9 protein-coding genes are annotated in these 13,553 nt (G+C 73.4%); 5 read left to right on the forward strand and 4 right to left on the reverse strand.

What is annotated here, in order from left to right; genetic code table 11:
- Nucleotides 1-56: 56 nt before the first annotated feature.
- Nucleotides 57-1,079 carry a UDP-glucose 4-epimerase GalE gene (gene galE / locus ACYU96_RS10920; protein ID WP_460752917.1) on the reverse strand — a complete coding sequence of 341 codons (1,023 nt, stop codon included), beginning with the start codon at nt 1,077-1,079 and terminating at the stop codon, nt 57-59.
- A 240-nt stretch (nt 1,080-1,319) separates the two neighbouring features.
- Here galE and ACYU96_RS10925 point away from each other — a divergent pair, with 240 nt between their 5' ends.
- The 5 genes from ACYU96_RS10925 to ACYU96_RS10945 all read left to right on the forward strand — a co-directional run bounded on the left by ACYU96_RS10925 (nt 1,320) and on the right by ACYU96_RS10945 (nt 10,723).
- Nucleotides 1,320-2,702: a malic enzyme-like NAD(P)-binding protein gene (locus ACYU96_RS10925; RefSeq protein WP_460752920.1), complete on the forward strand. Its 1,383-nt coding sequence runs from the start codon at nt 1,320-1,322 to the stop codon at nt 2,700-2,702.
- A gap of 171 nt (nt 2,703-2,873) precedes the next feature.
- Nucleotides 2,874-4,373, forward strand: coding sequence for a tyrosine-type recombinase/integrase (locus ACYU96_RS10930; RefSeq protein ID WP_460752922.1), 1,500 nt, complete (start codon nt 2,874-2,876; stop codon nt 4,371-4,373).
- Between the two features lie 541 nt (nt 4,374-4,914).
- The gene (locus ACYU96_RS10935; protein ID WP_460752925.1) at nt 4,915-8,115 is read left to right on the forward strand and encodes a discoidin domain-containing protein; all 3,201 of its coding nucleotides are present in this window, start codon (nt 4,915-4,917) and stop codon (nt 8,113-8,115) included.
- A 325-nt stretch (nt 8,116-8,440) separates the two neighbouring features.
- On the forward strand, nt 8,441-9,475 hold the full coding sequence (locus ACYU96_RS10940) for a DNA-binding protein (protein WP_460752928.1): 1,035 nt from the start codon (nt 8,441-8,443) through the stop codon (nt 9,473-9,475).
- A gap of 9 nt (nt 9,476-9,484) precedes the next feature.
- Nucleotides 9,485-10,723, forward strand: coding sequence for a CehA/McbA family metallohydrolase (locus ACYU96_RS10945; protein WP_460752930.1), 1,239 nt, complete (start codon nt 9,485-9,487; stop codon nt 10,721-10,723).
- 39 nt (nt 10,724-10,762) lie between these two features.
- Here the strand turns inward: ACYU96_RS10945 and ACYU96_RS10950 are convergent, their stop codons facing one another.
- The 3 genes from ACYU96_RS10950 to ACYU96_RS10960 all read right to left on the reverse strand — a co-directional run bounded on the left by ACYU96_RS10950 (nt 10,763) and on the right by ACYU96_RS10960 (nt 13,294).
- Complete coding sequence (locus tag ACYU96_RS10950; protein WP_460752932.1) at nt 10,763-11,317, reverse strand: cupin domain-containing protein; 555 nt, start codon at nt 11,315-11,317, stop codon at nt 10,763-10,765.
- 178 nt (nt 11,318-11,495) lie between these two features.
- Nucleotides 11,496-12,137, reverse strand: a complete 642-nt coding sequence (locus tag ACYU96_RS10955) for an FMN reductase (RefSeq protein WP_460752935.1) — start codon at nt 12,135-12,137, stop codon at nt 11,496-11,498.
- Nucleotides 12,134-13,294, reverse strand: a complete 1,161-nt coding sequence (locus ACYU96_RS10960; protein WP_460752937.1) for an LLM class flavin-dependent oxidoreductase — start codon at nt 13,292-13,294, stop codon at nt 12,134-12,136. The genes ACYU96_RS10955 and ACYU96_RS10960 overlap by 4 nt, the downstream gene beginning before the upstream one ends.
- Between the last annotated feature and the right edge of the window lie 259 nt (nt 13,295-13,553).

Genomic DNA, 13,553 nt, shown 5'->3' on the forward strand with positions numbered 1-13,553 from the left:
TGAACGTCGGTGGTGCGGGCGGGGCAGTCCGCCAGGTCGCCCGGTCGGGTCCCCGCTCACTCGCCCGGGTAGCCCTGCGGGTTCGCCGACTGCCAGCGCCACGTGTCCTCGCAGATCTGGTCGATCGTGCGCGTCGCCGTCCAGCCCAGCTCCGTGTTCGCCCGCGCCGGGTCCGACCAGAACGCCGCCAGGTCACCCGCCCGCCGGGGCCCCACCTCGTACGGCAGCACCTTGCCCGACGCCCGCTCGAACGCGTGCAGCATCTCCAGCACCGACGTGCCCTTGCCCGTCCCGAGGTTGTACGCCCGCACCGGCTCCTCGAAGTCCTCCAGGTGCTCCAGCGCCGCGACGTGCCCCTCAGCCAGGTCCATCACGTGGATGTAGTCCCGCTCACAGGTGCCGTCGGCCGTCGGGTAGTCGTCCCCGAACACGGTCAGGCGCTCGCGGCGGCCGACGGCGACCTGCGCGATGAACGGCATGAGGTTGTTCGGGATGCCCTGCGGGTCCTCGCCGATCGTGCCGGACGGGTGCGCCCCGACCGGGTTGAAGTACCGCAGCAGCGCGACCTTCCAGCCGTCGTTGACGGCCGCGACGTCGGCCAGCACCCGCTCGATCACGACCTTCGTCTGCCCGTACGGGGAGGAGGCCGACAGCCTGTCGTAGCCCTCCTGGTAGGGGACGGGCGCCTGCTCGCCGTACACCGTCGCCGAGGAGGAGAAGACGAACTTCGAGACCCCGCTCTTCTGCATCGCCTGCAGGAGCGAGAACGTGGCGTCGAGGTTGTTCCGGTAGTAGGCGAGCGGCTCGGAGACCGACTCCCCCACCGCCTTGAACCCGGCGAAGTGCACGACGGCGTCGAGCTGCTCGTGCAGGAACAGCTGCTCGGTCTTCTCCGTGTTCGTCAGGTCGAACGAGTGGAACGGGACGTGCTTGCCGCTGAGCGCCTCGAGACGGCCCTGGACCGTCGGCTTGCTGTTCGAGAAGTCGTCCACGACGACGACGTCGTGCCCCGCCTCGAGCAGGGCCAGGACAGTGTGGGAGCCTATGTAGCCGGCACCGCCGGAGACGAGAACGCGCATGGCGGTCAATCTACCTGGACACGCCGACGGGCTTCGCGCGACGACCTCGCAGGTGCCATCCTTGGCTCCACAAGCCTCTCTCCGTGCGCCGCCCGCAGACCCGCGACCCACGCCACGGATCTGCCTCTCTGCTCGCTTCATCACACCACGAGTCCCGTTCGTACCGTTTCGACCGCGGTCGTCGCCGACCTGCCGGCCGGCCGGTCTCGCACGCCCCGGGACCACAGGAGGAAGAGACCCTTGGCTCTGCCCAGCCCCAGCTACACCATCACCCTGCGCGTCGAGGTCCCGGCCTCGCAGCGCGCCACCAGCACCGTGGTCGGCGCCGTCGCCGATGCGGGTGCCGCCGTGACCGGCGTCGACATCGCCCACTCCACGAACGAGGGCCTCGTCGTGGACGTGACCTGCGACGCCGTCGACGCCGACCACTCGGACCGCATCGTCGCGACGCTCGACGCGCTGCCGGGCGTGCGCGTGCTCAAGGTCAGCGACTCGACGTTCCTCATGCACCTGGGCGGGAAGATCGAGGTCTCCACGAAGGCGCCGATCAGGAACCGCCGCGACCTGTCGCGCGCGTACACGCCGGGCGTTGCCCGCGTGTGCGAGGCGATCGCACGGCGCCCCGAGGACGCCCGCCACCTGACGATCAAGCGCAACACGGTCGCCGTCGTCACCGACGGCACCGCCGTGCTCGGGCTCGGCGACATCGGCCCGGCGGCGGCCCTGCCCGTCATGGAGGGCAAGGCCGCGCTGTTCAAGCAGTTCGGTGGCGTGGACGCCTGGCCCGTCTGCCTGGACACGACCGACACCGAGGAGATCATCCGCACGGTCAAGGCCCTCGCGCCCGTGTACGGCGGCGTGAACCTCGAGGACATCGCCGCGCCGCGCTGCTTCGAGATCGAGGCGCGCCTGCGCGCCGAGCTCGACATCCCCGTCTTCCACGACGACCAGCACGGCACCGCGATCGTGGTGCTCGCCGCGCTGATCAACGCGCTGAAGGTGGTGGACAAGAAGCTGCCGGAGGTGCGCATCGTCGTGTCCGGCGTCGGGGCCGCCGGGAACGCCATCATCCGTCTCCTGAAGGCGCAGGGCGCGCAGCACGTCGTCGCGTTCGGCCGGTCCGGGGCGCTGCGTGCGGGCAGCCCGAGCGGCGACCCGCACCGCGACTGGATCGCGCAGCACACCAACGCCGAGGACTTCACCGGGACCCTCGCCGAGGGCATGCAGGGCGCGGACGTGTTCATCGGCGTCTCGGCCGGCAACATCCTCACCGGCGCCGACATCGCCACCATGGCCGACGACGCCGTCGTCCTCGCCCTGGCCAACCCCACCCCCGAGGTCGACCCGATCGCGGCGAGCGAGACGGCGGCCGTCGTGGCGACCGGGCGCAGCGACTACCCGAACCAGATCAACAACGTGCTCGCGTTCCCCGGCCTGTTCCGCGGGCTGCTCGACACGGGCGCGAAGGAGATCACCACCGAGATGCTGCGCGTCGCGGCGGTGGCGATCGCGGACGTCGTCGGCGAGGACGAGCTGAACAGCGCGTTCATCATCCCGGGCGTGTTCGACCAGCGTGTCGCGGAGGCCGTGGCGGGCGCCGTGCGGAGCGTGAGCGGCAGCTAGACCGGCTCCCGCGCGCGGCGGCGAGGTCGGTCATGAGGCGCCCGGGCGCCCGTCCGGTCGGTAGTTCCTTGAGTAATCGGTCGTTCAATCTGCCGATCACTCAAGGAACTACCGACCGGACGGGCGACCGGGCGACCGGGCGACCGGGCGACGGACGATTAGTCTTCCCGCATGGCCTATACCGAGAGCCGGACCGACCGTGCCGGGCGCACCGCGCACGTGGGGCGGTACCGCGTGGACGGACGGTTGCGCAGCACCCGGCAGATGGCCTCCAGGCGGGAGGCGCTCGGCACCGCGCGGCGTCTCGAGGAGGCAGGCAAGCGGGGCGAGTGGGTGGACCCGGCAGCCTCCCGCATCACGGTGGCCGCGTGGTTCGACGCGTGGCAGGCAGGCCGCGCCGACCGCGCGCCCCGCACCCTCGAGGCCGAGCGGGAACGGTTCCGCTCCCTGGTCGCTCCCCGCTTCGGTGACGTGCCGCTGCGGCAGGTCGTCCACGAGGACGTCACCGGCTGGTCGGCCACCATGGCCTCCCCCACGACGGGCACGACGGCGTCCCCGGCACGCCGCCGCGACGCCGTGCGCCTTCTCGTCGCCCTCCTGGACGCCGCCGTCGACGCCCGCAGGCTTCCCGCGAACCCGGCCCGGTCGGCGTCGGGCAAGGTCACCGCACTCCCCCGCGCGCCGAAGACCAAGCCGCACCGCTACCTCACGCACGAGCAGCTGCGCCGCGTCGCCGACGCCACGGGCTCCCCGGGCACGCCGTCGCGCACCCTGGTCCTGCTGAGCGCCCTGACCGGCCTGCGCTGGGGCGAGGTGAGCGCCCTGACGGTGTCCGACGTCGACCCGCTGCGCGGCCGCCTCGCCGTCAGCAAGGCCTACACCCGCCTCGACGACGGCACCCTCCTGCTCGGCGACACCAAGACGCACGCACGCCGTGAGGTGCCGCTGCCCGCCGCCGTGGCCGACGACGTCGCCTCCCTCATGACCGGCCGCGCCCCAGACGACCTCCTGTTCCCCGGCAGCACCGGCACCCCGCTGCGCCGCGAGAGCTTCGACCGCTCGGCCTTCCGCCCCGCCGTCCGCGCCGCCGGCGCGGCGGTGTCGATCATCTCGGAGATCGTCGACCGGACCTCGGCCGCACCGTCCGACGCTCCGCCACCCGGCGCCGGGCCCGGCGGCCCCGTCCGCCTGCGCCCGGCAGGCCGCACCGCCTACGACGACGTCCTGGCGGAACGCGTCCGGCGGATCCAGTCAAGGCACGGCATCGAACCGACCGGCACCTGTGGACCGGACACCTGGGCGGCGCTCGCCGACCTCGACCGCGCGCACCGCGAGGGCATGACCCGCGGCCAGAAGGTCAGCCGGACCCGGCTGCTCACGACGCTGGCCCGCACCACCGTCGGCCCGGGCGCCGAGGACTTCGACACGCTCACCCTGCACGACCTGCGACACACCGCCGCGTCCCTCGCCATCGCGGGCGGCGCCAGCGTCAAGGCCGTGCAGCGCCTGCTGGGCCACGAGTCCCCGATGCTCACGCTGTCCACCTACGCGGGCCTCTTCGAGGACGACCTCGACGCGGTGGGCGACCTGATGTCGGCAGGCTTCGCGGCGGGCGCACCCGCTGCCGCACCCGCCGGAGCCCCGGCCCGGCTGCGCGCCGTGACCTCCTGACCGGATGGTGCCGCGCCGCGACGGCCGGCGCGCGGGACCGTTCCCCCGGCACACGCGGCACCACGACGGCCGGACCTGCGCCCTCGCTCGACCGTCCGTGCTCCGGACCGCCTGCGACGAAGAAGGTCGCCTGGTCGTCCCAGTACAGGACGTACCCGTTGTGGTTGCGCGTGCGGGTGGGAACCAGGCTCCCGGTACCGAGCACCACGAGCTCTCCGCGCGACACGCGGCCGTCATCGCACCGGGCCATCTCCCCCACCGCACCATTTGACCTTGCCCGGTCCTCGCGCCACGGCCACGATCCAGACGATGGTCGCCCCAGGAGACCCTGCCCACCGGACCCTGCCCCACCGACCCGGGGCCGCGCCGCCCGGCGCCGCCCCGCGGGTCGCCGGCCGGGGTCCTGGGGCGCTCGCGGTAGGCGCACGGGCCGCCGTCGTGCGCTGATGGGCTCTATCGGGACGTGGATCTCGCGGCGCGCACTGCGGTACTCTCGTGCTCACGCATTCATGACAGCGCTGTCAACAATCCGGAGGCCCTCATGCCGACCCCCCGCACCCGATCGACGAGGGCGCACCCGTTCCGCAGAGCCGTCGCCGGGCTGGCCGCCGCCGGGCTGGCGCTGCCGCTGGCCGCCGTCGCAGCGGCACCGGCCCAGGCGGTCGAAGCCCGGACCGGGGCCGTGGCGTACGCCGCCCCGGACCCGGTCGCCGCCGACTACTACGCCGCCCTCCTGCGGCACACCCGCTGGGTCGAGACCGTCTGGGACGAGTCCGCCGGGACGTACCAGGCCAAGGACATGAACTTCGCCGTCGTGCTGGGCAACGCCGTGCTCCTGACGCACGGCGAGTACGACGAGGAGCTCGCGGGCGTCCCGCAGGACGTGCTGCGGGAGCACACGCTGGCGACGATCGAGCACTACGCCGCCACCAGCCGGCTGGTCGATCCCGACGGCACGTGGGGTCAGCGGCTCTTCTGGGACTCGACGTTCCAGTCCTACTTCCTCGCGGCCGGCACGCTGCTGTGGGACGAGCTCGACGAGACGACGCGGGCCGACCTCACGACCATCGCGACCGGCCAGTCGCGGTACACCGCCGACCTCGACTTCGGGAACGACCCGATGTCGGGCAGCTGGACGGCGGAGTGGCCGGAGGGCAAGTACCAGGGCGACACCGCGCAGGAGGAGGCCGGCGTCTACACGCAGGCGCTCGCTCCCGGATTGGCCTGGGCTCCCGAGGACCCGGACGCGGACCGCTGGGCGGAGCAGCTCGCCGACTGGGGCCGCAACGCGGCGGGCCAGCCGACGGCGGACCGCAACAACCCGGCGGTCGTGGCCGGCCGGCCGGTCTCGGACAACACGATGCAGACCATCCACGACACCTACATCGTGGAGAACCACGGGTCCTTCGGCCCGCACTACCAGTCCGACTCGTGGCGTTCGGGTGCCCGCAACGCGATCCACTTCCTGCTGCACGACGAGCCGCTGCCCGAGATCCTCACCCGGCAGCCGAACTCCGCCGAGCTGTGGGAGTCGATCAAGCTGGTCATGTCGGACCAGGGCGAGCCCTTCATGCCGATGGTTGCCGACCGGGAGTTCCTCTACGGCCGCGACGTGATCCCGATGGCGTTCCTCGGCCAGGTGCTGCGCGACCCCGACGCCGCGCGCGCCGAGGCGAACCTCGCGGCGGCGCTGGCCGACTACCAGGCGTACCCGCCGGCCGACCGGCTCACCAAGTTCTCCGGCGAGCCCAAGTACGAGCCGGAGGCGCGCGCGGAGATCGCCATCTCCTACCTGCTGCACGTGGAGGCCGCCGACTCCCCGGACGGCCCGGTGGAACCGACCGCGCAGGACGTCTTCTTCGACCGGCTCTCCGGCGTGCGGGACTTCGGGGCGGGTCCCGGGCTGACGGTCCAGCAGTCCCGGCACGCCTGGGCGGCGGCCGGGAGCCGCGAGGGTTTCGTCAAGTTCCCCTGGGTGCCCGGCCACGACTCCTGGCTCTTCCACGTCTCGGGCTCGTCGCCCTATCTCTACCCGGACGCCGGCGCCACCGTGGACGCCCGGAACGTGCGCACCTACACGGACCCCCGGGACGGCTTCGAGGGCACCTCCTCGGTGTTCCGGATCGGTGACGGCTACGCGGGGCAGGCCACGCTCCCGACCGGCGCGGCGGTCTACGCGTCCACCGGTGCGGGGCCCGAGGACGCGAGCCTGTCGGTGCGCAACCTCGACATGTCCGGCTACGCCGGGCTCGACGGGTCGCGCACCTACACCACCGCCGAGGGGTCCACGACCGTCACCGCTCCCCCGAAGGACCCGGCGGACGTGAACGTGGCGCGCCTGGACACCGTCGACCTGGTCCCGCCGGGCGCGACGGAGCCGGCCCCGCTCACGGCGCGGTATGTACGGATGCAGGGCGTGCAGGGCCACCCGCAGTACGGCTACTCGCTCTACCACCTGCGCGCCTTCGCCCCGGACGGGACCGACCTGGCCGCGGGGAGGCCCGCGACGGCCTCCAGCGCCGACACGGGCCGCCCTGCGGCTGCCGTCACCGACGGCGGCCCGACGACGCGCTGGGCGGTGTCCCGTGCGGACCGCACCCGCCCGGACTCCTGGGTGCAGGTCGACCTGGGAGAGCCCGCCGAGGTGTCGCGGGTGCAGCTGGGGTGGGAGGCGGCAGCCGGGCAGCGGTACCGGGTGCAGACGTCGGCCGACGGCGTGACGTGGCACGACGCGGCGACCTACGACGCGGACGAGCCGTTGCTGACCAGCTCGGGCTCCTGGCTCGACGTCGAGGGGACGGCAGGGTTCGTGGTCCGGGACGGCGACGCGCCGATCACGGTCTCACGGGCGAGCGAGGAGCGGCACCTGGTCCGGCTCGCGGACGGCGGGACCGGCCCGCGTCTGGTCGAGATGCTGCCGGGTGACGCACGCGCGACGGCCGCCCAGGCCGCACGCCCGACACCGGCCGCGGACGCACCGGGCGTGCTGGTCAGCTCGGTGGACGGCTACCTGGTGGCGTTCAACCTGACGGGGTCGGACGCGGCCACGACCGTCACGGTGCCGCACGAGGGCGGCGCCGTGCCCGTCTTTGCGGGGATTCAGCGGATCGGTGCCCACGCCTCGACGCTCGACGTGGAGGTCCGGGCGGGCGACGCCGTGGTGCTCGCCCCCCGGGCGACCGTCGCGGCCCGGCACGGACGGACGCCGGACGGCGTCACGGTCTCGGTGGACGACGCACGCACGTTCACCGTGTCGGGCGGCCGGGGCCCGGTGACGGTGCGGCACGCGGAGACCGGACGGTCCCGCGGGGCGGCCGCCCCGCCGTCGGGCACGACCGTCCGCTTCCGGCACGGGACGCCGTTCCCCGTGGCCGACCACGCGCTGAGCACGCTGACGTTCCCCGCGTCGGTGCTGCCCGAGGGCATGACGTCACCGTCGTCCGCCGTCGACGGCGACCCGGGCACGGAGTGGGTCCCGGGTCCCGGCGGGCGGATGGTGACCGACCTGGGCGAACCGCGGGAGATCGGCCGGGTGGTGACGTCGTGGTCGCGGGGCCGGACGCCCGGCGCGGTGGTCTCGGTGAGCGACGACGGCATCACCTTCACCGAGGTGGGAAGGATCCGGCGCACGCTCGACGTCGGGCGCACGGCGCGCTACGTCGCCCTGAGCACCTCGTGGCGCACGGGCCAGGCCGGGCTGGCGTCGCTCCAGGTGCTCCCGCCGGAACGGGCTCGCCCCTGAGATCGTCCCCGTGGTCGCCGGCCGGGCGGCGGTGGCGTTCTCGCCGCTGCCCGGCCGGCGCTCCGGCCGATGTCACCGGCGACGTCACGCGGACCGACGCTCACCATGTGCTCTCGAACGGGACCATAAGGCCCATCCACCAGCAATAAAGCCCGGAATCTAGCCGATCTCTCGATTGCTGACACCCGCTCTACGAAAGCGGGTGTCATTGTTGTGAGGTCAGGAGTAGGGGTAGTATTGCACTACTACCGCTACTCCCCGAGCGGCTCGAAAACTGGGTTCGCCACGATCCCGCCGAGCCCCCCACCACACGAGAGGAACCCGCGTGCGCGACAAGGAACGCGTCGTCGAAGCCATCGAGGCGCTCGCCGCCGAAGGAGTCCCGCCCACCGTCACCACCGTGCGCGAGCGCGCCGGCTGCTCGAACGCGACAGCCACCCGCTTCCTGCGCGAGTGGCGCGACGAGCAGGCCGCGCGCGAGGCGCAGGAGTCCGAGGCCGACGCCCTGCCGGACGCCCTCGTGCGTCTCACGCAGCGCGGGACCGCCACGCTGTGGCAGGAGGCGGTCCGCACCGCGCGCGAGCAGCACGACGCCGAGCTGGCGCGCGCCCGTGACGCGCTGGAAGGTGCCGCGCGCGAGGCCGACGAGCTCGCGCGGACCGTCGACGAGCTGACGGCCGGGCTCGCCGAGGCCCGCGGCACGGCGGCGCACCTGGGCGAACGGCTGGAGCGTGCGGAAGAGGCCCGGACCGTCGCGGACGAGGAGCGCACGGCCGCCCGGTCCGCCCGCGCCCGCGCCGAGGGCGAGACCGAAGCCGTCCAGCGCACGCTCGGCGAGGTCCGCGACGAGCTGGCCCGGGCACGGACCGCCATGACCGGCCTCGAGCAGGCGCGACGCGACGCGGAGCAGGCTCGGGCCACCGCGGACGCGGAACGGGCCGCCGCCGAGGCGGCCCACGGTCAGGCCCAGGCGACCATGGGCGCGCTCCGGGAGAACCTCGACCAGGCGCGCGAGGCGGTGGCGACGGCCCGCGACGACATGCGCGCCGCCCGCGAGGAGGCCCGCGCCGCACGCGACGAGGCGGCCGTCGCCCGCGAAGCCCTGGAGACCGCGCGTGACCGGGCGAGCCACGACCTGCGCGCCGCGCACGAGCAGACCGCCGCCGAGCGTGAGGCCCGCGCCGCCGCGGAGGCCGCCCGCGCGGCGGCCGAGTCGGACCGGTCCGCCCAGGCGGCCGAGGCCGCCCGGCTCGAGGGCGAGCTCTACGCGGCCCGCGAGGCCCCGGGCGGACCGGGACAGCCCACCGGGCCGGAAGCCGCAACCGCAGCGGGAAAAGCGACCGAGGCTCGTTCCCGATAAACTCGCACGGTGGCCCACCAGGTAGAACGCCTGCTTCTGGGGATCGAGGAGCAGATCACCCAGCGGTACGTCGAGGTGCCCTTCGACGTGTCGGGCGCGTACGCGATCGAGGTGCGGGTCGCGTACGACCGGCAGGCCGCGTCGATCGACGTCGGGTGCACCGACCCGCTGCGCTGGCGCGGCTGGTCGGGCACCGCCCGCGACAGCATCGTCATCCGCCCCACCCGTGCGACCCCCGGCTACGAGCCGGGGGCGCTGCCCGACGGGGGCTGGGCCGTGGTCCTCGGCGTGCACGCGGTGACCACCGACCGGGTGCCGGTGACCGTCACGATCGCCGTGGACGACGACGCCGCCGACGTCGAGCCCGAGCCGCTCCCGCCGCCGGCGCCCAACAACGCACGTGCCTCGGAGCGCCGCCTGCCCGCACCCGAGGGGCTCACCTGGTACGCCGGCGACTTCCACGCGCACTCCACGCACTCGGACGGCAGCCTCTCGCTGCACGAGCTCACGGCGGCCGCCGCGACGCGCGGCCTGGACTTCCTCGCCGTCACGGACCACAACACGGTCTCCCACCACGCCCACCTGGCCGAGGTCGCGGCGCACTACGACGTGTGCCTCCTGCCCGGCCAGGAGCTCACCACGGAGGACGGTCACGCGAACGCGTTCGGGGACATCGGCTGGATCGACTTCCGCGCCCCGGCCGAGGAGTGGTCGCGGCAGGTGGCCGAGCGGGGTGGCGTCCTGACGGTCAACCATCCCGTGCAGGAGGACTGCGCCTGGCTGCACGACCTGTCCGACACCGCGCGCGCCCGCACCGCCTTCGAGATCTGGCACATCTCCTGGTTCCTCAACCCGGCAGCCAACGCCCCGTGGGCGTACCTCAAGGAGTGGACGCGGGGCCGGGGCGTCCCGGTGCTGCTGGGCGGCTCGGACTTCCACACGCCCGACGCGGGCTTCCCGCCCGGCACGCCGACGACCTGGGTCGCAGCCACGGACCGCACCCCCGAGGCGATCCTCGAGGCGGTGACGGCGGGCCGCACGTCGATCGCGCGGTTCCCCGGGCCGGGCGAGCCGGTCCTGCTGCGCTCGGACGGCGACCTGATCGCGGTCGACGCGCACGGCACGGTCCTGGTCGACGCCGAGGGCCGGCGGCGCCTCGTGCGCGGCGAGCGCACGGTGTTCCGGCCGGGCACCGGACCGCACCGGCTCGAGGCCGCCGACCGCACCCTGCTGGCGGTCAGCCCCTGAGACCCGTGGCCGGTCCTCGTGCGAGGTCAGCCCTCGCGGTCAGCCGCCGCTGCTGAGCGCGTCGCCGTACCCTTCGATGGTCGTGACGAGGTCTCCCGTCGTGGTCTCGTGCGGGATGCGCGGGTCCACCCCGCCGGAGGAGACGAACAGCTCCGCCTTCTCCCCGGTGGGGTTCCACCAGATGCCGGGCCCGACGACGTCGTACGTGCTGTCGCCCGTCCGGTCCAGGACCAGGACGTAGGTGCGGCCGGGTTCCACGACGTCGGGCAGCCCGTCGGCGGGCCGCTCCCGCGTGCCGATCTGGCCGACAAGGATGTTGTCCGACTCCGGATTGCCCAGGACGACGTCGACGACGGAGAACGCGGTGCGCGTGTACGGGACGTCGTCGACCGTCTCCTCGGTGGACGTCTCGGCGGTGCCGCGCACGACCACATCGGCGTCGGCGACCATGTCGCGGAGGTTCTCGTACGACTTCGGGGACGGGGTGCTGCCGGCGTTCGCCGTGCTGGCGCAGGCCGCCAGGGTGGCGGTGGCGGCGGCGACAGCGGTGATGGCAAGCAGCGTGGCAGGTCGTCGTCGACGTGTGTGGCGCATGCGCGTTTCCGATTTCTCTGGGTCGGAGGTCCGCATCTGGGGGGCGGATTTCCCCCGATATTTGCGCGTGGAAGCGCATCCATGCAACGAGCTTCACGGGTGAAATCTGGTCTACGGGACGAAATGACCCTTCATCCACACGCACCGGGCCGCGGCGAACGAGTCCGCGGGCGACCGCTCAGGACTGCTCGCCCAGCAGGTCCAGGAAGTCCGGGGCCGCGGCGAACGGGTCCGCGGGGCCCTCGTTCCGGCGGGCGGCGACACGGTCCGCCAGGGCGCGGCCCGCGCGGTCGATCCGGCCCGCGAGCGGGTTCGCGTCCCGGTCCGTGCCGTGCCCGGCCCCGTCCCTGGCCCAGTCGTCGGTGGCGGCGAACACCGCGGTCGGCACGACGTCGGCCCGCAGGTACGTGAACAGGGGCCGCATCGAGTAGTCGAGCGCCAGGGAGTGGCGCGGCGTGCCGCCCGTCGCCGCGAGGAGCACGGGCATCCCCGTCAGGGCGTCCTTGTCGAGGATGTCGACGAACGACTTGAACAGCCCGGAGTAGGTGGTGGTGAACAGCGGGGTGACGGCGATGACGCCGTCGGCCCGGGTGAGCTCGTCGACCGCGCGCGCCAGGTCGCCCCCGGCGAAGCCGGTGAGCATGGCGTCCATGATCGCGTGCGCGTGCTCGCGCAGCTCGATCACCTCGACGCGTACCCTGTGCCCGTCCCGTTCCAGCTCCTGGGCGGTGGCGGCGGCGAGCCGGTCGGCCAGCAGCCGGGTCTGGGACGGCTGCGACAGGCCGGCGGTCACCACGACGACGGTGCGTGCCTCGCTCACAGCGCTGCCTCCTCGGCGACGGTCCCGGTGACGGGGTCGACGGTGTCGCCCACGGGGGTGGCCGCCGTGCCCCTCGCGGACCGTGCCGCGGCGACGCGCTCGGCGTGGGTGGGCGGGGCCGCCGGGACGTCGTCGGCGGGGCGCTTGGCCTCGGCGATCTTGCGCAGCTCCGGCACGATCTCCCCGGCCAGGAGGTCGATCTGCTCCAGCACGGTCTTCAGGGGCAGGCCCGCGTGGTCGGTCAGGAACATCTGCCGCTGGTAGTAGCCGACCTCGTCGGCGAACGCGCCGTAGCGGTCGATCACCTGCTGGGGCGAGCCCACGGTCAGCGGGGTGTCGCGCGTGAAGTCCTCCATGGACGGGCCGTGCCCGTACACGGGGGCGACGTCGAAGTAGGGGCGGAACTCGTCCCACGCGTCCTGCGAGCGGGGACGGACGAAGACCTGCCCGCCGAGGCCGACGATCGCCTGGTCGGCGCGCCCGTGGCCGTGGTGCTCGTAGCGCTGGCGGTAGAAGCGCACCATCTGCTTGGTGTGGCTCATGGGCCAGAAGATGTTGTTGTGCAGGAACCCGTCGCCGTAGAAGGCGGCCTGCTCGGCGATCTCCGGGGAGCGGATCGAGCCGTGCCAGACGAACGGCGGGACGCCGTCCAGGGGGCGCGGCGTGGAGGTGAAGCCCTGCAGCGGGGTGCGGAACTTTCCCTCCCAGTCGACGACGTCCTCGGTCCACAGGCGGCGCAGCAGCGCGTAGTTCTCGACCGCGAGCGGGATGCCCTGGCGGATGTCCTGCCCGAACCACGGGTAGACGGGGCCGGTGTTGCCGCGTCCCATCATGAGGTCCGTGCGGCCGTCGGCCAGGACCTGGAGCATCGCGTACTCCTCGGCGAGGCGGACCGGGTCGTTCGTCGTGATGAGCGTCGTCGCGGTGGACAGGGTGATGTGCTGCGTGACACCCGCCAGGTAGCCCAGCATGGTCGTGGGCGAGGACGCCACGAACGGCGGGTTGTGGTGCTCGCCCGTGGCGAAGACGTCCAGGCCCGCCTCGTCGGCGTGCTTCGCGATGGTGAGCATGCTGCGGACACGCTCGGTGTCGTCCGGGGTGTGGCCCCCGACCGGGTCACGGGTGACGTCGCTGACGCTGAAGATTCCGAACTGCACGGCCGGCTCCCCTATCGTTCGTTCCTGCATCGGTGCTGCGGACTGCTTCGGAGCGGACCTTCTCCTGCGGCCCGCTTCATGCTTTTGCATACAGTGGCCGGAACGCGGCCGGGGGCGGGTTCATTCCCGTGACATCGCGCACAACCGCCCTCAGTTTGCCGGATCCGGCTTGCACCCACCCGCGCGACGGCTAGCCTTGACAGATCATCGTTTCCGCCGGGCAAGACCTGGAACACGCCAGCGTGTCCGTGCGTTGAAA

The organism is Myceligenerans cantabricum (assembly GCF_054777735.1).

What these genes read in the sequence shown, in the direction of transcription:
- ACYU96_RS10935 (WP_460752925.1), top strand. Translation starts at nt 4,915, where the DNA reads ATGCCGACCCCCCGCACCCGATCGACGAGGGCGCACCCGTTCCGCAGA.
- ACYU96_RS10930 (WP_460752922.1), top strand. Translation starts at nt 2,874, where the DNA reads ATGGCCTATACCGAGAGCCGGACCGACCGTGCCGGGCGCACCGCGCAC.
- ACYU96_RS10950 (WP_460752932.1), bottom strand. Translation starts at nt 11,317, where the DNA reads ATGCGCCACACACGTCGACGACGACCTGCCACGCTGCTTGCCATCACC.
- galE (WP_460752917.1), bottom strand. Translation starts at nt 1,079, where the DNA reads ATGCGCGTTCTCGTCTCCGGCGGTGCCGGCTACATAGGCTCCCACACT.